The following is a 21,038-nucleotide window of genomic DNA, read 5'->3' on the forward strand; positions in this document are numbered from 1 at the left end:
ACAATTCATGTGGGAGCGGGCGCGCCCGCGAATGGGCTGCAAAGCAGCCCCCGGTCATTCAGCGCTTGCCGCTACGAATCATCTCCATGAAGGCCGGCATCGCCGCCTCCTTGTCCGCCACGATTTTCGCCATGTGCGGGTTCTCGCGCATTTTCTCGAGCAACGCCTTCGCCTCAGGGAAGTCTGCCAGGAAGTCGATATTCAGCACCTTTTTGCCCACCGCATAGGCCAGATCGACCGAGAAGCAGAACATCAGGTCGGCCAACGTCAGCTCCTCGCCCGCCACATAAGGGGCAAAGCGCCCATTGCGTTTGAGCGTGGCAAAGCCCGCCAGCAGTTCGCTACGCGCCCGCTCCTTGATCAGCGGCTCCACCGCCGCACCGAAGAACGATTCGGCATAGCAGGTACGCGCCGGCAATTCGATATACAGCTCGATTTCCTTGAGCAGTTCACGCACCTTGGCCTGCTCGAACGGGTCGGCAGGCAGCAGCGCCTTGCCCCCGCGGGTCTGCTCGATGTAGTCGAGGATCACACTGGTCTCGCTGAGGAACCCGTGTTCGGTTTCCAGCACCGGCACCTTGCCGCGCGGGCTGACTGCCAGCGCCTGCGGCGCCTGACCGCCGTAGAAGGCGACTTCTTCGAAAGGCAGGCCTTTCTCCAGCAGGGCCAGCTTGACCATGTTGTAGTAGTTGCTGACCGAGAATCCGTGAAGCTTGAGCATGGGGTTACAGCCTCCAGGCCGTGTGGGGATGGCTCGGCTGTTATAGACCGTACGCCGATGCCTGACCAGCGTCATGCACCCGGTCAATGACCGGGCATTGCTGACGCGGGCATGGCAAACTGTGCGTCCCCACCACAGGAGTACCGCCATGAGCGAGCACGACGAAATCGACAATGACGACGAAGCCTTCGCCGAGGCGACGCTGACCGAGGCCATCGAAAACCAGATTGAAAGCGGCGAGCCGCCAGCGGCCAAGGCCACCTTCAACAAGCTGACCCTGGTCGGCTACGAGCGCGAAGACATCCTCAACCTCATGGCCCACGTGCTGGCCATCGAGATCGACAACATGCTCAAGGATGACCGCCCGTTCAACGGCGAGTGGTACGAGGCCGCCCTGCGCGCCCTGCCCGAACTGCCGCCTGAGGCAGATCAAGGCGACGACGAATAACCCGGCTACACTCCAGGGTCAGGCACCGCTGGCGGTGCCGCCATCCTCGTCTGGAAGTCAGGAGTCGCCATGTCCTTTACCCCCGAGCTGATCGCCGAACTGGAAGTGCTCGCCCTGTTCAACCTGGACAGCAGCCAGGAAGGGATCAAGATTCACGCCAACGCCTCCCCTGCCCTGGTCGCCGCCGCGCAACGGCTGTACGACAAGCAACTGACCGATCAACCCGATGGCGGTTACCTGACCAGCCTGGGGCATGATGCGGTAGAAAGCGTGCAACTGCTGCTGAACATCCTCAAATCCCCACAGCCCGCATAAACCCACACCGGCCTCTTCGCGGGCAAGCCCGCTCCCACAGGTTTTACACCGCCCCCCAAGTATGGCGCGGTACTTGTGGGAGCGGGCTGGCCCGCGAAAGGGCCAGAACAGGCGATAGAAAAATGGCGCCAATAATCCATATTCCGCTTATCCGACTGCCCCACTCAGGCTAAACTCGCCCACAGCTCCCCCGGCCCGCCCTGAGTGTGCAATGAACCACCCCCACGAAATCCGCCCTGACCTGGACGAAGGCATCGACCGCAAGGTGCTGGCGACATTGCGTGCGCGCTTCCTGCACATCAACCAATGCCGGCTCGAACGTGCAATGGAGGGCCTGTCGAGCCGCCAGCAGCTGGTCCTGACCCTGCTGCCGCTGCTGTTCCACGTCAACCATCCGCTGCTGCCCGGTTACGTTTCTGGTGCCACACCGGCCGGGGTGGCGGGCTTCGAGCCGGATGCCGAACAGGTCGCCGACGCCCAGCGCCTGGCTCGCTCGTTTGCCTACAAGGCGCGCCATGGCAACCCGCCACGCCCGATCCACGGCCTGTTCCTGATGGGCAGCCTTGGCTCACTGGCCCAAGCCGAACAGAGCGACATGGACCTGTGGGTGTGCCATGCCCCCGGTTTGAGTGAGGCCGAACGCGATGAACTGCGGCGCAAATGCCTGCTGCTGGAAGCCTGGGCGGCCAGCCAGGGCGCCGAGGCGCATTTCTTCCTGATCGACCCGCAAAGCTTCGCTCAGGGCCAACGTGACAGCCAGCTCAGCTCCGATGACTGCGGCACCACCCAGCATTTCCTGCTGCTCGACGAGTTTTACCGCACCGCCATCTGGCTCGCCGGGCGCACGCCGCTGTGGTGGTTGGTGCCGGTCTATGAAGAGCACAACTATCAGGCCTATACCCAGACCCTGCTGTCCAAGCGCTTCATCCGCAACCAGGACGCCCTCGACCTTGGCAACCTTGCACATATTCCGCCCGGCGAGTATGTCGGGGCTGGGCTGTGGCAGCTGTACAAAGGCATCGACTCGCCCTACAAGTCGCTGCTCAAGCTGCTGCTGACCGAGGTTTATGCCAGCGAGCACCCGACCGTGCGCTGCCTGAGCCTGGACTACAAGCAGGCAGTGTTCGCCAACCACCTCAACCTCGACGAACTCGATCCCTATGTGATGGTGTACCGGCGTATCGAGCGCTACCTGCAGCAACGCGGCGAAACCGCGCGGCTCGAACTGGTCAGGCGCAGCCTGTACCTGAAGGTCAACAAGAAGCTGAGCGGACTGGACCGTAGCCGCAGCAACGGCTGGCAGCGGCAGCTGTTGCAGCGCCTGGCCGATGAGTGGGGCTGGGACGAACGCCAACTGGCCATGCTCGACAGCCGCAGCCAATGGAAGGTCCGCCAAGTCGCCGTCGAACGCCGTGAACTGGTAGCGGAGCTCAACCATAGCTATCGCTTCCTCGGCCAGTTCGCGCAAAGCCAGGCCGCCAGCAGCCGCGCCGACCAGCGTGACCTGAATGTCCTGGGCCGGCGCCTGTACGCGGCTTTCGAACGCCGCGCCGGCAAGATCGAAGTGATCAACCCAGGCATTGCCCCGGACATCGCCGAAGACACCTTGACGTTGGTCCAGTCGCCAAACCGCAAGGAGCCTGGCAGCCATCACTGGGGGCTGTACAACGGTAATCTGGGGGTGCACGAATGGGAGCATTTCAGCCCGATCAAGCGCTGCCGCGAGCTGCTCGAACTGCTGACCTGGGCCCACCGCAACGGCGTCATCGACAGCACCACGCGCATTGCCCTGCACCCGGGCGACAGCGACCTCAGCGAGTTCGAGCTGTTCAACCTGCTGGGCAGCCTGCAGCAGAGCATCCCGCTGCCGTTGGGCAGCGTCAGCGAAGAGCGCCTGCTGCAACCGAGCGTGGCTGACGAGATCCTGCTGCTGGTCAACGTCGGCGTGGACCCGCTGCGCCATCACCGCGACCTGAACATCCTGATGACCACCGAGCGCACTGACTCCCTGAGCTATGCCGGCGTGCGCGAGAACCTGGTGCTGACGGTCGACCAGATCACCCTCAACAGCTGGAACGAAGTGCTGGTGCAGCGCTACGACGGTGAACACGCACTGCTGCGCTGCCTGCGTGACTTCCTCAACAGCCTCGGCCAGCGCCGCCACCGCCCGCAGGTTCGGGTGCGCTGCTTCTGCCACAACCGCGCCCAGGCCATCAGCCAGCGGGTCGAGGAGATCTTCGACACGGTGCAGTTGCTGCTCGACCAGGGCCTGAACCACCGCTACCTGCTGCAGGTAGCGCAATACACCCATGTGCTGGAACTGTTGCCCGGCCAGGTCAGCCTGGCGACCTTGGCCGAGCATGACGCGCTGCTCGATCACCTGGGCGAAGTGCGCAACCGCTACAGCCCGTTGCACCTGGATGGCAATGCGCTGCAGGACTACGACCTGCCCCTGGTACTGGAACACGGCCGGCGCAATTGCATCCAGGTGTTCTACCGTCTGCTCGACGGCTGGGCCGACCTGTACGTGCTGGATGAGTACAACGCCCTGTGGCAGCAGCGTCTGCCGCTGCACGACGAGAACCACCTGTTGCTGCCGTTGCAGCGTTTTCTGCGTTCGGTGGTGGTGCGCCACGATGCCCGCCTTCCGCTCGACCATCTGCAGCAGGCTTCACTTGGCATCCACTATGCCCAGTTGCTGCCCTCCGGGCCGGGCAAGGCACGCAGCATCGAGCCCCGCCCGGCGCCCAGCGCTGGCCTCGACCAACCTTATTACGAAGTTCAGGCCATTCTGCAGGCCGGTACGGGGGATGATGTGCATGTGACGCTGTATTGCGACCAGCAGGAGTTTTCCGAACTGGAGCATGGCGACCAGCTGTATGAAGTGGTCGCCCGGCAGATCCTTGGCCAGCGCCGCAGTGCCGGGCACTACCGCTGCTACATCACCGACCTCGACCTGTCCGAGCTGCTCGAGGATGAGCAGGGGTCGACCAGCCTGTACCTGCGCTACAAGCGCGAGCTGGAGCAGGCGCTGAATGATGGACTGGCGCAGTTGCAGGCTGCTCTGGAGCCTTGAAGATCTTGGGGCTGCTTCGCAGCCCATCGCCGACAAGCCAGCTCCCACACCGATCGCATTAACCCAAGCCGTGCACCATACCTGTGGGAGCCGCGCTTGCCGGCGATGGGCCGCGAAGCGGTCCCGGGGATTTCAGAGGTCGAAATCGCCAGCCGCTTCTGGCTGGTATTCGACTTCCAGCAACTTCAGCTTCAGGGTCTTGCCCCCCGGTGCCGGCCAGTCGATCTGCTCACCCACCGACAAGCCCAGCAGCGCGCAGCCGATCGGTGCGAGTATCGAGACCTTGCCCTCGCCCCCTGCATCCTTCGGGTACACCAGGGTCAGGTGGTAGTCCTTGCCACTGGCTTGCTCACGGCAATGCACGCGCGAGTTCATGGTCACCACGCCGGCCGGCACTTCCTCGTGACCGACCACCTGACCGGCACGGTCCAGCTCCTCCTGCAAGGCAAGCACACCCGGCGTGCTTTCATCGAGGCTGTCGATCAGGCGCTCGAGACGCTGTACGTCCAATCGAGTGAGGATGAGGGAAGGCTTGGTGCTCATGATCCAGTCAGACTCCTTTGAACAGGCGGTTTCCTGCAGGCAGATAAAGCAAAACCCCGCCCAAGGGCGGGGTTTGTGAATGCTTTTGCGTCACCGACGCTTAACCCGACACTACCACAGCCGGGCAAATACTCAAGCCCGCGCGCGCAGGGCCTCGGCTTCGCGGCAGATCTGCCGGCGCCGTTCGTCGTCGGCTGAGCGCCATTCGCGGATGTGCTCGACATGCCGGTGGCAGCCGGTGCACACCCGCTGCTCATCCAGCCGGCAGACGCTGATGCAGGGTGATGGCACCGCCGGGCTGACGTTGCTGTACAGCGGCTTGGGCGGCCGCGTCTGGCTGGTCATGTCAGATTTCGTCAAAGTCCAGCTTCTCGCCGGCCCGTTCCCAGACGATGCGCTCGAGCATTTCGCCAAGCAGCTCTTCGCTCTTCTCGCACACCCACTTGCCGCTTTCTTCGTCGTAGTCGAAGTGGAAGCCGCCGGATCGGTCGGCCAGCCACAGCTGGCGCAGCGGCTCCTGGCGGCTGAAGATCAGCTGGGCGCCGCCTTCGAACTTGACGGTCAGCACGCCGCCGGAGTTTTCCATGTCCAGGTCCAGGCCGCTCTCGTCGAACAGGTCTTCCAGGGCCTGTTGGGTCGCGTCGACCAGATCATGGAAACGCGCTTCGCTCAAACTCATTGCAGGAACCTCGAAATTGGCTGCTTTACGGGCAAGCCGGGCAAGATACGGGCGCCGGGCCATGAATGCAAAGGTTTAGCCGCTCCCGGCACTGGCCCCATAGCTGCGGCGAGAGCACTTAAGCATAGCCCGCCCGACGGACCGGCTCTTGCATAGGCAATCCGCCGGTCGCTCGGTATACTCGGGCGCAATACTGCATATTTCAAAGGATTTCACCCATGAAGCGCCTGATTTCCTCGCTCGCGGCGCTGGTCGCGGTTGCCTGCCTTGTTTCGGCCTGCGGTCAGAAGGGCCCCCTGTACCTGCCAGAAGACGGCAAGGACGGCAAAGGCCCGAAAAAGTCGCACCAGCACCAGCACCAGCACGCGCCTGCGGTCCAGCCGCAAGAAGAGCAGCCAATCCAGCCCGAGCAGACGCCTGCGCAGTAAGGAAATCAGATGAACGCTTTCAACTACCGCGACGGTGAACTGTTCGCGGAAGGCGTGGCCCTCTCGGCCATCGCCGAACGTTTCGGTACCCCGACCTACGTGTACTCGCGCGCTCATATCGAAGCCCAGTACCGCAGCTACACCGATGCCCTGCAAGGCACCGAGCACCTGGTCTGCTTCGCCGTCAAGGCCAACTCCAACCTCGGCGTGCTGAACGTTCTGGCGCGCCTGGGCGCGGGCTTCGACATCGTTTCCGGCGGTGAGCTGGAGCGTGTGCTGGCCGCGGGCGGGCGGGCCGATCGCGTGGTGTTCTCCGGCGTCGGCAAAACCCGCGAAGACATGCGCCGCGCCCTGGAAGTCGGCGTGCACTGCTTCAACGTCGAATCCACCGACGAGCTCGAACGCCTGCAAGTGGTGGCCGCCGAGATGGGCAAGATTGCCCCGATCTCGCTGCGCGTGAACCCGGACGTCGATGCCGGCACCCACCCGTACATCTCCACCGGCCTCAAAGAGAACAAGTTCGGCATCGCCATCGCCGACGCCGAAGCCATCTACGTGCGCGCCGCGCAGCTGCCGAACCTGGACGTGGTCGGTGTCGACTGCCACATCGGCTCGCAGCTGACCACCGTCGCCCCGTTCCTCGATGCCCTCGACCGCCTGCTGGCCCTGGTCGACCGCCTGGCCGAGTGCGGCATCCACCTGCGCCACCTGGACCTGGGCGGCGGTGTTGGCGTGCGCTATCGCGACGAAGAGCCGCCGCTGGTGGCCGACTACATCAAGGCCATCCGCGAGCGTGTCGGCACCCGCGACCTGGCCCTGGTGTTCGAGCCTGGCCGCTACATCGTGGCCAACGCCGGCGCCCTGCTGACCCGCGTGGAATACCTCAAGCACACCGAACACAAGGACTTCGCCATCATCGACGCGGCGATGAACGACCTGATCCGCCCGGCCCTGTACCAGGCCTGGATGGGTGTCAGCGCAGTCGCCCCGCGTGCTGGCGAAGGCCGTGCCTACGACCTGGTCGGGCCGATCTGCGAAACCGGCGACTTCCTCGCCAAGGACCGCGTGCTGAACCTGGCCGAGGGTGACCTGCTGGCCGTGCAGTCGGCGGGCGCCTATGGTTTTGTCATGAGCTCGAACTACAACACCCGTGGCCGTTGCGCGGAAATCCTGGTCGACGGCGACCAGGCTTTCGAAGTCCGCCGCCGCGAGACCATCGCCGAACTGTACGCTGGCGAAAGCCTGCTGCCGGAGTGACCCCATGCTGCTGCGCTTTACCAAGATGCATGGGCTGGGCAACGACTTCATGGTCCTCGACCTGGTCAGCCAGCACGCACACATCCAGCCCAAGCACGCCAAGCAATGGGGTGACCGCCACACCGGTATCGGCTTCGACCAACTGCTGATCGTCGAGGCGCCGAGCAATCCGGAAGTGGACTTCCGCTACCGGATCTTCAACGCCGACGGTTCCGAGGTCGAGCAGTGCGGCAACGGTGCGCGCTGCTTCGCCCGCTTCGTGCTGGACAAGCGCCTGACCGCGAAGAAGCGCATCCGCGTGGAGACCAAGGGCGGCATCATCGAACTGGACGTGCAGAACGACGGCCAGGTGTGTGTCGACATGGGCCCGCCGCGCTTCGTCCCGGCAGAAATCCCGTTCATTGCCGACGAACAGGCGTTGAACTACTCGCTGGAAGTCGACGGCCAGGTGCATTCGATTGCCGCCGTGTCCATGGGCAACCCGCATGCCGTGCTGCGCGTCGATGACGTGCACACCGCGCCGGTCCATGAGCTGGGCCCGAAAATCGAAAACCACCCGCGCTTCCCGCAGCGGGTGAATGCCGGTTTCCTCCAGGTCATCGACCGCCATCGCGCCAACCTGCGGGTATGGGAACGTGGCGCCGGCGAGACCCAGGCCTGCGGCACCGGTGCCTGCGCCGCAGCCGTGGCCGCCATCAGCCAGGGCTGGATGGACTCTCCGGTGACCCTCGACCTGCCGGGTGGCCGCCTTAACATCGAATGGGCCGGCCCCGGCAAGCCTGTGCTGATGACTGGCCCAGCCGTACGCGTCTTCGAAGGACAGGTTCGTCTCTAAGCGAGTAACCGCCATGACCGATCAGCCAGTATCCCAGCAGCCCGATGAGCTCGACGCCGAAGCGGTGGTCGCCTACCTGCGCGCCCACCCCACCTTCTTCGCCGAGCACGACGAGCTGCTGATCGAGCAACGCATCCCCCACCAGCGCGGCGACAGCGTGTCGCTGGTGGAACGCCAGCTCAAGCTGCTGCGCGACCGCAACATCGAGATGCGCCATCGCCTGTCGCAACTGATGGACGTGGCCCGTGACAACGACCGGCTGTTTGACAAGACCCGTCGGCTGATCCTCGACCTGCTCGATGCCGGCAGCCTGGAAGAAGTGGTGATGGCCGTCGAAGACAGCCTGCGCCAGGAGTTCCAGGTGCCTTTCGTCAGCCTGATCCTGTTCGGCGACAACGCCGCGCCCGTCGGCCGCTGGGTGAGCAATGCCGAAGCCCAGCAAGCCATCGGCGGCCTGCTTGGCGGCGGCAAGACCATCAGCGGCAACCTGCGCGAGCACGAACTGGCCTTCCTGTTCGGCAAGGAGCAGCAGCAGGAAGTCGGCTCCAGTGCGGTTGCAGCCTTGGAATACCAGGGGCTGCATGGCGTGCTGGCGATCGGCAGCCGTGACCCGCAGCACTACAAGAGCAGCGTCGGTACCTTGTTCCTCGGCTATATCGCCGAAGTGCTCGGCCGCGTGGTGCCGCGCGTGACCCAGACCCTGCGTCCGGTGCGCTGATGGAACGCCAGCTGGAGGCTTATTGCGCACACCTGCGCAACGAGCGCCAGGTGTCGGAACACACCCTGCTGGCCTACCGCCGCGACCTCGACAAGGTCATCGAATACTGCAACAGCCAAGGCATCGCTGGCTGGGCTGAGCTGCAGATCCAGCAGCTGCGCCAGCTGATCGCCCGCCTGCACCATCATGGCCAGTCGTCGCGCAGCCTGGCGCGGCTGCTGTCGGCAGTGCGCGGCCTGTACCGCTACCTCAACCGCGAAGGCCTGTGCCAGCACGACCCGGCCAGCGGCCTGAGCGCGCCCAAGGGCGAACGCCGGCTGCCCAAGGTGCTGGACACCGACCGCGCCCTGCAATTGCTCGATGGCGGTGTCGACGACAATTTCATCGCCCGCCGCGATCAAGCCATCCTCGAACTCTTCTACTCCTCTGGCCTGCGCCTGTCCGAGCTGAACAACCTCGACCTCGAGCAGCTCGACCTGGCTGCTGGCCTGGTGCAGGTGATCGGCAAGGGCAGCAAGACCCGCGTGCTACCGGTCGGCCGCAAGGCCCGTGAAGCCTTGCAGGCCTGGTTCAAACTGCGCGGCATCGGCGGCCCGCGTGACAGCGCGGTGTTCATCACCCGCCAAGGCAACCGCATGAGCCCGCGGGCCATCCAGCTGCGGGTCAAGACCGCTGGCGAGCGCGAGCTGGGCCAGCACCTGCATCCGCACATGCTTCGCCATTCCTTCGCCAGCCATGTATTGGAATCGTCCCAGGACCTGCGCGCGGTGCAGGAAATGCTCGGCCATGCCGACATCAGCACCACGCAGATCTACACCCACCTGGACTTCCAGCACCTGGCCGCGGTGTACGACAGCGCCCACCCTCGGGCCAAACGCAGCAAAGGCACAGACTCATGAGCATCAAGCTGATCACCTTCGACCTCGACGACACCCTGTGGGACACCGCGCCCGTGATTGCCAGTGCCGAGGTCGTGCTGCGCGACTGGCTCGAAGCCAACGCACCCATCCTCGGCGGCGTGCCGGTGGAGCACCTGTTCGCCATACGCGAACGCCTGGTGCAGGCCGAACCGGGCCTCAAGCACCGCATCAGCGCCCTGCGCCGGCGTGTACTGTTCCACGCCCTGGAGGAAGTCGGCTACAGCGAAAAACAGGCGCAGGAGCTTGCCAACGAAGGTTTTGAAGTGTTCCTGCATGCCCGCCACCAGATCGAGGTGTTCCCCGAGGTGCAGCCGGTGCTGGAGATCCTGCGCCATCACTACACCCTGGGCGTGGTCACCAACGGCAACGCCGATATCCGCCGCCTGGGGCTGGCGGATTACTTCCGTTTTGCCCTGTGTGCGGAGGACCTGGGCATCGGCAAGCCCGACCCGGCACCGTTCATGGAGGCCCTCAAGCGGGGTGAGGTTGAAGCCAGTGCAGCGGTGCATGTCGGCGACCACCCGGGCGACGACATCGCCGGAGCCCAGCGGGCCGGGTTGCGAGCGGTATGGTTCAATCCGCAGGGCAAGGCCTGGGCTGGTGATCAGGCGCCGGATGCCGAAATACAGCGCCTCTCTCAGCTACCCGACGTCCTCGCACGCTGGCGCTGAGAGGGGCCGCTTCGCGGGCACAGGCAACCCAAATCCCCCAGGCACAAAAAAGCCCGCAGCGACAGCGGGCTAGACTGTTCAACTGCCGGCTGCCCGGTGATGCGATCGCTGGCGACGCAGCCACCACCATGACGTACCTCCCTTGCTCAGCTCTGAAATCCCTATCAGACCAAGCATCAACCACGGGTCATAATCAGGTACAAGACTGGCCCAGATCAACAGTACAGAGAGCGACGGCGTAGCGAAGAGCAGCCTCAAGGGAATTTGCGCAAGCCCCAGATACACACCAGCCGTTCTGCCACCAAGCAAAAGCACGGCACTGAGAATGATCGAAACTTGCAGCACCAAATTCATGACCACCAGCACACTGGTGACGAAACCTTGCTCATCCAGAAAGCTCAGCAGGTTATGCAGATCAGTAACGAAAGGCAGATGCCCACGTCGTATGCTGGCCACGACGTAGAGGAGCAAAGAAAGGGCATCCAGCCCACCCCATAATCGCAATGCCCAACGCTCCGTTTTTCGTCCTCCGGGCTTCATTTCTTTTCCCGGTGTTCGTAGGTTTCAAAAGGAAGAACTGGCTGCCAATGCCAAGACTTACCACTGACCTGCCACTTATCCTCTCCTTCAAAGTAGCGTTGTGTGATAGCCCGTAATTCGCCGTAGCGGTGAACGACAGATCGTGATACCAGATGATCATCATGACTATCGAGGGGAACCCACTGCTGGGTCACGACACGGGAGGTGTTGTCATAATCCTTTCCTTCCGAGCCGAAGATACGACCCTCGTCACCTAGCGAGCCAAGGCGGTTCTGCAGCATGGCGAATGTATTTTTCAACCCGTCATAATCGATGTCGATAGTGCGCCACTTACCCGGACCTTTTTTCCTTTCAGCCTGCCGATCCAGATAATCAGAGCCAGGAAAGCACTGTGTCGCTCCTATTTGGCCATCTAACCTCATGGGCCTGAAAGGCTCGCTGGTCAAAAACAACCAACGGCCGCTTCTAATTTCTTTTAGTGCTATCTCAAGATCTTGCTCAGAGAGCTGCTGCACGAGAGTGATGCCACAATCCCTCAGAAATTCAACCTCTCCGCGTAGATACCCTCCGCACTGCAGAGCACGCTTTACCTTTGACTCAGCAAAGAAAGGGTCCTCCACTTTCGGGAGGTCTTCCTTGCGCAGTTCACAACGACGAACCAATTTGTCCATAAATCCTCCAGGCTGAAGCACGATGCTTGCCCGGCGGCGCAAAAAACATCTAGCAGACGCGTCTTTTTCTAATGTAGGAAATTTCCATTACTTACTCAGCGCCCACAAAAAAGCCCGCAGCGACGGCGGGCTCTTTTGCATCCAGCCACTCAGATAGGGCGGCTGCCGTACTTGTTGTCCGGCTTCTTGGGCGGGTCGGCGACCACGTTGGCCTCGACTTCCTGCACCTTGCCACCGCGGGCGAGGAACTCTTCCATGGCCTTGGCCAAGGCGTCACGTTCCTTCTGCTTGGCTTCCATGCTCGGCATCTCGTCTACCGAGACAGCCGCCTTGGATTTGCCCTTGGCAGCGGGAGCCGGGCTGCTGTCGTCATCGCCAGCGTCTTCGGCAACATCATCGGCGGCCGCTTCAAGGCCGTCATCGGTTTCGTCTTCGTCGCCTACTTCGAGGTCATCATTTTCCAGATCGTCGTCGCTCATGTTCTACCTCATGACTTGCGAAAAGCAGGTTAGTTATAGACCGGTGCAGCCGTAGACCGGCCGTCACCGGTGAAAATTCAACTGGCCGTGGATTGGCCACTGCCCTTGGGTCGGCACTCCTGTTGGGAGGCGGACCTGGCAGGCCCTGCTCCTGGCAGGACCTGACAAGATTCTAGAGCCCTGCTGGCCACTCGCTATTGGCAAGCCTAGCAAAGGCTGGCGAAGCGTGTGGACTGCTCATCAAACACCCTTCGGCGCGCATTCTAGCGCGCTCGTGGAAAAAGCAAAGCTCCATAAATGCCCTGAGACTTGTAAGTTTTTGGCCTACGTCGCGAACGTGAGAGATAAACCGTTTGCTCTGCGGGAAAAGGTAAAAAACAGGCAAAAAAATGCCCGGCGAACCGGGCAAGTTTTTCCAGCGTCGCGGTTACAGGTTGTAGCCGCGTTCGTTGTGCTGAGCCAGGTCGAGGCCGACCGACTCTTCTTCTTCGTTGACCCGCAGGCCCATCACCACATCCAGCACCTTGAGGATCACGTAGGTGACGATGGCGGTGTAGACCACGGTGAAAATCACACCCTTGGCCTGGACCCAGACCTGGGCGCCGATGTCGGTGACCGCGCCGAAGCCGCCCAGGGCCGGTGCCGCGAACACACCAGTGAGGATGGCACCGATGATGCCGCCAATACCGTGCACGCCGAAAGCGTCGAGGGAGTCGTCATAGCCCAGCTTGCGCTTGAGAGTGGTGGCGCAGAAGTAGCAGATCACGCCCGAGGCCAGGCCGATCACCAGGGCGCCCATCGGGCCCACGGTACCGGCAGCCGGCGTGATGGCGACCAGGCCGGCGACCACACCCGAGGCGATGCCCAGGGCGCTCGGTTTGCCGTGGCCGATCCACTCGGCGAACATCCAGCCCAGCGCAGCGGCGGCGGTGGCGATCTGGGTCACCAGCATGGCCATGCCGGCAGTGCCGTTGGCGGCGGCGGCGGAGCCGGCATTGAAGCCGAACCAGCCGATCCACAGCATGGCCGCGCCCATCAGGGTATAGCCCAGGTTGTGCGGGGCCATCGGGGTGGTCGGGTAACCTTTGCGCTTGCCCATGACCAGGCAGCAGACCAGGCCAGCGATACCAGCGTTGATATGCACCACAGTGCCGCCAGCGAAGTCGAGCACGCCCCAGTCCCACAGCAGCGCGCCGTCACCGCTCCAGACCATGTGGGCGATCGGTGCGTAGACCAGGGTGAACCAGATGCCCATGAACACCAGCATCGCCGAGAACTTCATGCGTTCGGCAAAGGCACCGACGATCAGCGCCGGGGTGATGATGGCAAAGGTCATCTGGAAGGTGATGAACACCGCTTCAGGGAACAGTGCGGTGGCCGAGGTCAGATTCGCAGGCGTGACGCCGCTGAGGAACGCCTTGGAGAACCCGCCTACGAAGGAATTGAAGTTGAGCACGCCCTTTTCCATACCGGTGGTATCGAAGGCCATGCTGTAGCCGTAAATGACCCAGAGAATGCTGATCAGGCCAGTGATGGCGAAGCACTGCATCATCACCGACAGCACGTTCTTGGAACGCACCATGCCGCCGTAGAACAGGGCCAGGCCCGGAATGGTCATGAACAGCACCAGCGCTGTCGAGGTGAGCATCCAGGCGGTGTCGCCGGAGTTCAGCGCTGGGGCAGCTGCTTCCTCTGCCAGGGCAAGCCCGGGCATTACGAGGGACAATAGGGCTCCTAGCCCTGCGATCTTACGCAGAGTCATGTTGTTTTCTCCTGGGGCGTTGGGTTTGGTGAGGCTTTTTTCGGCGCTTAGATCGCGTCGGTATCGGTTTCGCCGGTACGGATGCGGATCGCCTGCTCCAGATTCACCACGAAGATCTTGCCGTCACCGATCTTGCCGGTGTTGGCCGCCTTGGTGATGGCTTCGATCACTCGATCAAGGTCCTTGTCGTCGATGGCGACGTCGATCTTCACTTTGGGCAGGAAGTCGACCACGTACTCCGCGCCGCGATACAGCTCGGTGTGGCCCTTCTGCCGGCCGAAACCTTTGACTTCGGTGACGGTAATGCCCTGCACGCCGATTTCCGACAGCGACTCGCGCACGTCGTCCAGCTTGAACGGCTTGATGATGGCTGTGACTAGCTTCATGAAACTCTCTCCCGATTTGGTGGACTTGCCCCAGGAAAACAAACCCGTCTCAAGTCTAAGCGCAGCGGTTGGCTTTGTAACGCGTCGTCGGCATCCGGCTCCGCGTGCGCACTGCCTGGTCACAAGGAACTGCATCAGTGCATGGCTCGTACAGGTCTTTGCAGAAACCTTGCCAGTTCCGCTAAACCACCGGAAAACAGCGAGTTATGTGAATCAGTCGGGATTGGCCAGTCGCCAGCATGGAAAACATGCACAACTTCGGTGCATTCGAGCCCGGCGAGTTGCTCGAAAAATGTGCAACCATTGGGGTCGATGGCACGGCTTTGCCCCGTGTTACACTGCGGGCCATTTCTCAGCATCAGTGGACAGCCCGACATGCTCGCGCCCAAAGCCCTTCTCGACGCCCTGAGCGACCAGGCCTCGCGCCTGTTCAGCAGCGATACCGCGCAGCCTCGCGCCGAACTGGAAAGCCAGTTCAAGGTGCTGATGCAAGGCGCCTTCAGCAAGCTGGACCTGGTCAGCCGTGAAGAATTCGACAGCCAGATGGTCGTGCTGGCGCGCACCCGCGCCCGGCTTGAGGCCCTGGAGAAGCAAGTCGCCGAGCTGGAAGCGCGGATGGCGCCAGCAGCACAGGAATAACAATCGATAAGGCGTCACATTTCACCCCCGGCGCCAATCCATGAAAGCCGTGGCTGCCCTGACTTCAATCAGGCCGAAGCCCTGTGCTGACCAACGGCCTTGGGCGGTAGCTCGCAGGCCTGCAGGGTGCCACGAAATAACGCTGCCCCACACACGGTGAACAACGTTTTCACCCGGCTGTGGGAGTTGCGGATCTCGGCCTGTATTGCTTCGATGAGCGGATCGCTCGGCTGCAACGCAACCGCGCGATTGGCCCATTCGATTGCCGCGAAGCGGCTCTGTTTGCGCGTACCATACCCCTGCATCCAGGCCAGCCCGAGCTCCGCACAGGCACGCGCTGCAATCCAGGCATCAGGGTGCTCGGCCAGCCCCTGCAGATAGTCGACCGCTTCGACACGCTCTCGCGCATCACCGTGCTGGCGTAGCAGGATGCCCAGCTGCAATTGCGCCTTGGCATGGATGTGTGGATGGTTCAGGACATCGAGCAACAACCGCTTCACCGCCAGCACCGCCTTTCGGTCTTCCAGCCCTTGCGGGAGGCTCATCCGCTGGCGGGCCAGGTCGAACTTGGCCAGCGGGTGGCCAGACTCCGCCGCGCGCAGCAGCCAGTGCTCGGCCATCTTGCCACTCAGATACTGCTCGGGGGTGTTGTCCAGCCAGCCGCGATGCAGATCGTACAGCGCGATGGCAGCATCCGGCAGATTCAGCTCCGCACAGCCCTCATACAGGAAATGCGCGGCCTCATGCAGGTTGGCCGCCCAGAGCAGGCGCGGCACATCGAGCACCTCGAAGCCCTGCCCCTCGCGCCCGCACTGGCGCCTGACCGCCAAATGCAACCACGTGCTTGCCTGCTCGGCAGACCGCCCAAAGCCCCAAAGCCCGAACTGATGCCCCGCAGCCCGCAGTGCACAGGCCGCCGCCTGGCGATGGTCGTCGGACAGCCGCTCGATGACGGTGCGCAATACCTGCGAATCGTCCTCAGCCTCGTGGAACAGCACCAGGCACACAAGGCTATGGAAAGGCTCGCCAATGGCCGGAACAAAGCCATGGTCAGGGTAGAGCGCGACACTGTCGACAAAGTCGCGCATCGCTCCGTCGTAATCATGCATCGAATAGCGCCGCAAGGCGCCACGCCGGGCCAGCAGCGTAGCGCGTTCCTTGGGCCTGAGTTCGCGCTGGGCCCATTGGGCAAAGGTTCCTTGCCAGCTCGCGACCTGTGGCAGTTGCTTGGCATGCGGCAGCCAGAAGGTGTCTTCCAGGGCCAGCCAGCGAATCGCATTGCGCTGTGCTTCGGGCCAACCGTGGCACAGCGGGCCACTGGCCAGGGCGTCGACCGCCTGATCGCTGCCGCCCCAGCGTGGGGTCAGGTAAGTGGCATAGGCCTCGATCGCCTCGAAGCAGCCGGGAAACCACGCCAGCGCATGGCGCAGCCAATAATCCCAGGCACTTTCGCCCTGCTCATGCAAACGCGCGCTCAACCCTGCAGGCAATGTTTGCGGCAGCGTCTGCAAGGGGGTCAGGCCGCATCTGACCAATAGCGGCGCAGCGGCCTCCTGCACTTCCACATCGGCATGTGCGCTGGGCCGATAGCGCGCCACCTGGCCTGCGAACAGTTCGACCAACCAGCCGGGTTCGCGCAAGTACGCGCTGATGTGCAGCATGCCGATCACTGCGGCAACCGGTTGCTCGCAGCGCTCCATGGCCCGCAGGAAATGCGCCGCGCCCTTTTCGCAGGCCTGTTCGGCAGCCAGCCAGCGTTCTTCGGAAACGTCATGGGAGCCAACCTGCCCACGGATCTGGCAGGCGTGGCTGAAGCAGTGAAACCCCATCACCACCTGCGGGTGATAGGCCTTGGGGCAGGCGTCGATCCAGTTTTTGAGGGTTTGCGTCAGGGCCTTGGCGCCCTGCATGTCGCAATCGAGCATGTAGCCCTGCACAGCCTCAAGGTAGGCGGGACACTCACCGGGAGGCGCCTGCCGCCACTGCGCCTGGAGCGCATCGAACAAGCGGTTGAGTTCAGCGAATTCATTGGCCTGCACCCGTTCTCGGATCTGCTGGCGGGTGCGAATGAGCGTTTGCACGGGCAGTACCTTAAGTCCATTTCAGGGTTGTGCTGCCATCCAATGGCAACAACAGTCGCTCTTGAACACTAAGCCATAGCCGGGCTCTTCGCAAAGATATTGGATCCAGAAGTTGTCAGATCATGTGAAAAGGCAGGTAAAAAACTGGTATGCAAAACAAAGTCGCATTTTTCTTGCGCCTGCCTTGCCGAAACTCACTAGGCTTCGACAAGCCGCAGGAAGCGGCTCTATATCCAGTGACAACGGAGCGTCCATGTCCCTCGCCCTCGTCCATAGCCGCGCCCAGGTCGGCGTGCAGGCCCCGGCGGTCAGCGTCGAAACCCACCTGGCCAACGGCCTGCCCCATCTCACCCTGGTCGGCCTGCCGGAAACCACGGTCAAGGAGAGCAAGGACCGTGTACGCAGCGCCATCGTCAATTCCGGGCTGAATTACCCACAGCGGCGCATCACCCAGAACCTCGCCCCTGCCGACCTGCCCAAGGACGGCGGGCGTTATGACCTGGCCATCGCCCTGGGCATCCTGGCCGCCGATGGCCAGGTGCCGTTGCCAGCCCTGGCGGAAATGGAGTGCCTGGGCGAGCTGGCACTGTCAGGCAAGTTGCGCCCGGTGCAGGGGGTATTGCCGGCGGCGCTGGCGGCGCGCGAGGCTGGCCGGGCGCTGGTGGTGCCACGGGAGAATGCCGAAGAGGCCAGCCTGGCTGGCGGGCTTGTGGTGTATGCAGTGGGGCACCTGCTGGAGTTGGTGGCACACCTTAACGGGCAAGTACCGCTGCCGCCTTTTTCCGCCAATGGCCTGGTCCTGCAACAGCAGCCTTACCCGGACCTGAGCGAGGTGCAGGGCCAGGTTGCGGCCAAGCGGGCGCTGCTGCTGGCCGCGGCAGGGGCGCATAACCTGTTGTTCACCGGGCCTCCCGGCACAGGCAAGACGTTACTTGCCAGCCGCCTTCCCGGCCTGCTGCCGCCACTGGACGAGCACGAAGCGCTGGAAGTGGCGGCGATCCAGTCGGTCAGTGGTCATGCGCCGCTGAGCAGCTGGCCCCAGCGGCCTTTCCGCCACCCCCACCATTCGGCCTCGGGGCCGGCACTGGTGGGTGGCGGCAGCCGGCCGCAGCCTGGCGAAATTACCCTTGCGCACCACGGCGTGCTGTTTCTCGATGAGCTGCCAGAGTTTGAAAGGCGGGTGCTGGAAGTGCTGCGCGAGCCGCTGGAATCGGGCGAGATCGTGATTGCGCGGGCGCGCGACAAGGTGCGGTTCCCGGCGCGTTTTCAGCTGGTGGCGGCGATGAACCCCTGCCCTTGCGGCTACCTGGGCGACCCCACCGGCCGCTGCCGTTGCAGTACCGAACAGATCGCGCGGTATCGCAACAAACTGTCTGGCCCCTTGCTGGACCGCATTGACTTGCACCTGACCGTGGCCCGTGAAACCACCACGCTGAACAACCAGCCCAGTGGTGAGACCAGCGCCGATGTGGCTGCCACGGTGGCCGAGGCGCGTGAAGTGCAGCAGCGGCGGCAAGGCTGTGCCAATGCGTTTCTGAACCTGGAGGGGTTGCGCAGCCATTGTCAGCTGGCAGCGGCCGACCAGGCGTGGCTTGAGACTGCCTGTGAGCGGCTGAGCCTTTCTTTGCGGGCAGCGCATCGGCTGCTGAAAGTTGCACGCACATTGGCAGATCTGCAAGGCAGCCAGGCGATCAGCCGAGGGCATCTGGCCGAGGCCTTACAGTACCGGCCGGGGAGCAGTTAGATCTTTGGGGCTGCTTTGCAGCCCATCGCCGGCAAGCGCGGCTCCCACAAGGTTTTGTGCAAGCCTTCAGGTCGGTGCAGTACCTGTGGGAGCCGCGCTTGCCGGCGATGGGCCGCAAAGCGGCCCCAAGATTCATCAGGCAACCTTGTTTCTACCAATCAACCCAGAGACCGAATACCGCCCAGGCCCGGTCAATGCCAACCCGCCATAAAGCGCCACCAGCAACCAGGCAAACTGCCCCTGCTCCAGCGACCAGTCCGGATGCACCACCAGCAGCGCCACCAGCAATACCGCCAGCACCGGCAGGCAGGCCAGCCGCGCTGCCACGCCCAGTAGCAGCAACAGCGGGCAGACGACCTCGGCAAACAACGCCAGGCCCAAGGTCAGCGGCGCCCCCAGTCCAAAAGGATCTTCGATGCGCTGCAACTCCCCGCTCCAGTCCAGCAGCTTGGGCAAGCCATGGATAAAAAACAGCAGCAGCGCAGCCATCACACGCATGAACAGCAGGCCGCAGGCAGTCAGCGTCGGCGATTGGGGGTCGAAAACGATCTTCAAGCGTCGCATGGCAAAGGTCTCGCGGTTCTATCAATCCGACGAGCATTGCCCGATTGCGCGGCAAATGCTTGCTCAGGTGTGCTCAATAACCTGCCAATGCCTCTTCGACCACCTTGAGCAACGCCTCCTCAGAAAACGGCTTGCCCAGGCACGCCTGCGCGCCATTGCCCAGCGCCGCCTGGACTGCACCATCGTCCCAGTGCGCCGACATGCAGATCACCGGCAAGCGCCAACCCCGCCGTGCCAGCTCGCGTTGCACGTCCAACCCGTTCAACCCCGGCATCCTCAGGTCAAGCAACACGCACCCTGCCTCAGGCACCAGGGCCGAGCCCAGGAATACATCCCCCGCCGCGAACACCAAGGTCTCGAAGCCTGCCGAACGCAACAGGTTGGCCAGGCTTTTGCGCACCGAAGCATCATCATCGACGATGCACACCGCTCTGCTCATGCGCCGGACCGGGCCTCGATGACGTTGTGCATGGCCACCAGCTCCAGCAGCGAGCGGGATTGCATCTTGTTCATGATGTTTTTCTTGTGCACCTTGGTGGTCACCTCACTGGTGCCGATTTCCCTGGCGATCTGCTTGTGCGACAGGCCGCCAGCCACCAGCGAGAACACCTGGCGTTCGCGCTGGGTCAGGCGCTGGTACTTTTCCTCGACCTGACGCGCATGGCGCCATTTGCGCCCTTCGCTCACGGCACGGGCGCGCACCGACTCCAGCAGCGCCAACAGCTGGTCTTCGTCGAAAGGCTTGGTCAGAAACTCCACGGCCCCGGCGCGCATCGCCTGGACCGTCATGGGGATAGTGCCGAAACCGGTCATGAACACGATTGGCCAGGGCAGCGCCAACCGAGCCAGCGCAGCCTGCACCTCAAGGCCGCTGGTTTCGGGCAGATGCATGTCCAGCAGCAGGCAAGCACAGGGGGTTTCCAGGCGTGCGTCGAACAGCTCCTCGGCACTGGCGAACAACTGGTGTGGAATGTCCTGCGAGCGCAACAGACGGCCCAGTGCCTTGCGCACCGAAGGGTCATCATCCACCACCAGCACGGGCACGTTGGCACGCTCATCGTCCGCTTCAGCGCAATCGACCCCGGCACACAGCGGCGACTGGCCCAGTGCCCGGCAAGGCAAGTCGAGGCTGACTTCGACAGCCAGGCGATAGCCCCGGCGCGCCACGGTCTGGATCAAGCCGCGATTGCCGAAGGCCTTGCGCAGCAGCGAAACCTGCACCTGCAGGTTGTTGTCCTCGACCACCGTGCCGGCCCACACCTGGCTGAACAGCTCATCCTTGCCAACCACCCGGCCGTTGGCCCGGATCAGCGTGGCCAGCACCTCGAACGCACGCCCGCCCAACGGGATCGGCTTGCCGTCGAGAAAGGCTTCTCGCCGCTCCAGCGACACCTGGGCATTGCCTATTCGGATCATGGTTTCCTCGTGCGGGAACGGGCGTTTGCGCAGCCCCGGGCAGCCTAGGCCAGCGAACGCGATCGGACAATTATCCCGAGGGATAGGTTGGTCTCAGCACTATACAAGTGCCCACCGGCCACCAGGGATTGATAACGGACAACAG

General features: G+C 63.1%; 24 protein-coding genes. 11 read left to right on the top strand and 13 right to left on the bottom strand.

Features of this window, described 5'->3' with window-relative positions; translation table 11 throughout:
- Positions 1–58 precede the first annotated feature (58 nt).
- On the bottom strand, positions 59–721 hold the full coding sequence (locus tag OCX61_RS26295) for a glutathione S-transferase (RefSeq protein ID WP_261941994.1): 663 nt from the start codon (positions 719–721) through the stop codon (positions 59–61).
- 148 nt (positions 722–869) lie between these two features.
- Here OCX61_RS26295 and OCX61_RS26300 point away from each other — a divergent pair, with 148 nt between their 5' ends.
- The 3 genes from OCX61_RS26300 to OCX61_RS26310 all read left to right on the top strand — a co-directional run bounded on the left by OCX61_RS26300 (position 870) and on the right by OCX61_RS26310 (position 4,560).
- Positions 870–1,169 (top strand): hypothetical protein, encoded by a 300-nt coding sequence (locus tag OCX61_RS26300; protein WP_261941995.1) that lies wholly within the window; start codon positions 870–872, stop codon positions 1,167–1,169.
- Positions 1,170–1,238: 69 nt separating this feature from the next.
- Positions 1,239–1,484, top strand: a complete 246-nt coding sequence (locus tag OCX61_RS26305) for a TIGR02647 family protein (RefSeq protein WP_261941996.1) — start codon at positions 1,239–1,241, stop codon at positions 1,482–1,484.
- A 211-nt stretch (positions 1,485–1,695) separates the two neighbouring features.
- Positions 1,696–4,560, top strand: a complete 2,865-nt coding sequence (locus tag OCX61_RS26310) for a class I adenylate cyclase (protein WP_261941997.1) — start codon at positions 1,696–1,698, stop codon at positions 4,558–4,560.
- 132 nt (positions 4,561–4,692) lie between these two features.
- Here the strand turns inward: OCX61_RS26310 and rnk are convergent, their stop codons facing one another.
- The 3 genes from rnk to cyaY all read right to left on the bottom strand — a co-directional run bounded on the left by rnk (position 4,693) and on the right by cyaY (position 5,782).
- Positions 4,693–5,103: a nucleoside diphosphate kinase regulator gene (gene rnk / locus OCX61_RS26315; RefSeq protein WP_261941998.1), complete on the bottom strand. Its 411-nt coding sequence runs from the start codon at positions 5,101–5,103 to the stop codon at positions 4,693–4,695.
- 132 nt (positions 5,104–5,235) lie between these two features.
- Positions 5,236–5,448 carry a DUF1289 domain-containing protein gene (locus OCX61_RS26320; protein WP_261941999.1) on the bottom strand — a complete coding sequence of 71 codons (213 nt, stop codon included), beginning with the start codon at positions 5,446–5,448 and terminating at the stop codon, positions 5,236–5,238.
- A gap of 1 nt (position 5,449) precedes the next feature.
- Positions 5,450–5,782, bottom strand: coding sequence for an iron donor protein CyaY (gene cyaY / locus OCX61_RS26325; protein WP_261942000.1), 333 nt, complete (start codon positions 5,780–5,782; stop codon positions 5,450–5,452).
- A 218-nt stretch (positions 5,783–6,000) separates the two neighbouring features.
- Here cyaY and lptM point away from each other — a divergent pair, with 218 nt between their 5' ends.
- Genes lptM through OCX61_RS26355 form a run of 6 tightly spaced genes read left to right on the top strand, consistent with a single transcriptional unit; the run spans position 6,001 to position 10,611 of the window.
- The gene (gene lptM, locus OCX61_RS26330; protein ID WP_261942001.1) at positions 6,001–6,210 is read left to right on the top strand and encodes an LPS translocon maturation chaperone LptM; all 210 of its coding nucleotides are present in this window, start codon (positions 6,001–6,003) and stop codon (positions 6,208–6,210) included.
- Positions 6,211–6,219: 9 nt separating this feature from the next.
- Positions 6,220–7,467 carry a diaminopimelate decarboxylase gene (gene lysA / locus OCX61_RS26335; RefSeq protein ID WP_261942002.1) on the top strand — a complete coding sequence of 416 codons (1,248 nt, stop codon included), beginning with the start codon at positions 6,220–6,222 and terminating at the stop codon, positions 7,465–7,467.
- 4 nt (positions 7,468–7,471) lie between these two features.
- On the top strand, positions 7,472–8,302 hold the full coding sequence (gene dapF / locus OCX61_RS26340) for a diaminopimelate epimerase (protein ID WP_261942003.1): 831 nt from the start codon (positions 7,472–7,474) through the stop codon (positions 8,300–8,302).
- 13 nt (positions 8,303–8,315) lie between these two features.
- Positions 8,316–9,020: a DUF484 family protein gene (locus OCX61_RS26345; protein ID WP_261942004.1), complete on the top strand. Its 705-nt coding sequence runs from the start codon at positions 8,316–8,318 to the stop codon at positions 9,018–9,020.
- Positions 9,020–9,919, top strand: coding sequence for a tyrosine recombinase XerC (gene xerC / locus OCX61_RS26350; RefSeq protein WP_261942005.1), 900 nt, complete (start codon positions 9,020–9,022; stop codon positions 9,917–9,919). The genes OCX61_RS26345 and xerC overlap by 1 nt, the downstream gene beginning before the upstream one ends.
- The gene (locus tag OCX61_RS26355) at positions 9,916–10,611 is read left to right on the top strand and encodes an HAD family hydrolase (RefSeq protein ID WP_261942006.1); all 696 of its coding nucleotides are present in this window, start codon (positions 9,916–9,918) and stop codon (positions 10,609–10,611) included. Before xerC ends, OCX61_RS26355 begins: the two co-directional genes overlap by 4 nt.
- 78 nt (positions 10,612–10,689) lie before the next feature.
- On the opposite strand, the gene OCX61_RS26360 is transcribed toward OCX61_RS26355, so the two are convergent.
- The 5 genes from OCX61_RS26360 to glnK all read right to left on the bottom strand — a co-directional run bounded on the left by OCX61_RS26360 (position 10,690) and on the right by glnK (position 14,449).
- The gene (locus tag OCX61_RS26360; protein ID WP_261942007.1) at positions 10,690–11,151 is read right to left on the bottom strand and encodes a hypothetical protein; all 462 of its coding nucleotides are present in this window, start codon (positions 11,149–11,151) and stop codon (positions 10,690–10,692) included.
- Positions 11,148–11,822, bottom strand: a complete 675-nt coding sequence (locus tag OCX61_RS26365; RefSeq protein ID WP_261942008.1) for a hypothetical protein — start codon at positions 11,820–11,822, stop codon at positions 11,148–11,150. The genes OCX61_RS26360 and OCX61_RS26365 overlap by 4 nt, the downstream gene beginning before the upstream one ends.
- Positions 11,823–11,971: 149 nt before the next feature.
- Positions 11,972–12,301 carry a dormancy-specific transcriptional regulator SutA gene (gene sutA, locus OCX61_RS26370; RefSeq protein WP_261942009.1) on the bottom strand — a complete coding sequence of 110 codons (330 nt, stop codon included), beginning with the start codon at positions 12,299–12,301 and terminating at the stop codon, positions 11,972–11,974.
- A gap of 427 nt (positions 12,302–12,728) precedes the next feature.
- Positions 12,729–14,063 (bottom strand): ammonium transporter, encoded by a 1,335-nt coding sequence (locus OCX61_RS26375; protein ID WP_261942010.1) that lies wholly within the window; start codon positions 14,061–14,063, stop codon positions 12,729–12,731.
- A gap of 47 nt (positions 14,064–14,110) precedes the next feature.
- Positions 14,111–14,449, bottom strand: a complete 339-nt coding sequence (gene glnK / locus OCX61_RS26380; RefSeq protein WP_002555808.1) for a P-II family nitrogen regulator — start codon at positions 14,447–14,449, stop codon at positions 14,111–14,113.
- A gap of 375 nt (positions 14,450–14,824) precedes the next feature.
- Here glnK and OCX61_RS26385 point away from each other — a divergent pair, with 375 nt between their 5' ends.
- Positions 14,825–15,088: an accessory factor UbiK family protein gene (locus tag OCX61_RS26385; RefSeq protein WP_008091866.1), complete on the top strand. Its 264-nt coding sequence runs from the start codon at positions 14,825–14,827 to the stop codon at positions 15,086–15,088.
- A 68-nt stretch (positions 15,089–15,156) separates the two neighbouring features.
- Here OCX61_RS26385 and OCX61_RS26390 read toward each other — a convergent pair whose 3' ends face one another.
- Complete coding sequence (locus tag OCX61_RS26390; protein ID WP_261942011.1) at positions 15,157–17,169, bottom strand: DUF4034 domain-containing protein; 2,013 nt, start codon at positions 17,167–17,169, stop codon at positions 15,157–15,159.
- A 253-nt stretch (positions 17,170–17,422) separates the two neighbouring features.
- Here OCX61_RS26390 and OCX61_RS26395 point away from each other — a divergent pair, with 253 nt between their 5' ends.
- Complete coding sequence (locus tag OCX61_RS26395; protein WP_261942012.1) at positions 17,423–18,913, top strand: YifB family Mg chelatase-like AAA ATPase; 1,491 nt, start codon at positions 17,423–17,425, stop codon at positions 18,911–18,913.
- Between the two features lie 135 nt (positions 18,914–19,048).
- On the opposite strand, the gene OCX61_RS26400 is transcribed toward OCX61_RS26395, so the two are convergent.
- The 3 genes from OCX61_RS26400 to OCX61_RS26410 form a co-directional block, all read right to left on the bottom strand.
- Positions 19,049–19,477, bottom strand: a complete 429-nt coding sequence (locus OCX61_RS26400; protein ID WP_261942013.1) for a DoxX family protein — start codon at positions 19,475–19,477, stop codon at positions 19,049–19,051.
- A gap of 73 nt (positions 19,478–19,550) precedes the next feature.
- Entirely contained in the window at positions 19,551–19,916 is a 366-nt protein-coding gene (locus tag OCX61_RS26405) for a response regulator transcription factor (protein ID WP_261942014.1), read from the bottom strand.
- A complete protein-coding gene (locus OCX61_RS26410) occupies positions 19,913–20,893 on the bottom strand; it encodes a response regulator (protein ID WP_261942015.1) in 981 nt (326 codons plus the stop codon). Before OCX61_RS26410 ends, OCX61_RS26405 begins: the two co-directional genes overlap by 4 nt.
- Positions 20,894–21,038: the final 145 nt, after the last annotated feature.

The sequence above is a fragment of the Pseudomonas sp. LRP2-20 genome, assembly GCF_024349685.1.
Lineage (GTDB): Bacteria > Pseudomonadota > Gammaproteobacteria > Pseudomonadales > Pseudomonadaceae > Aquipseudomonas.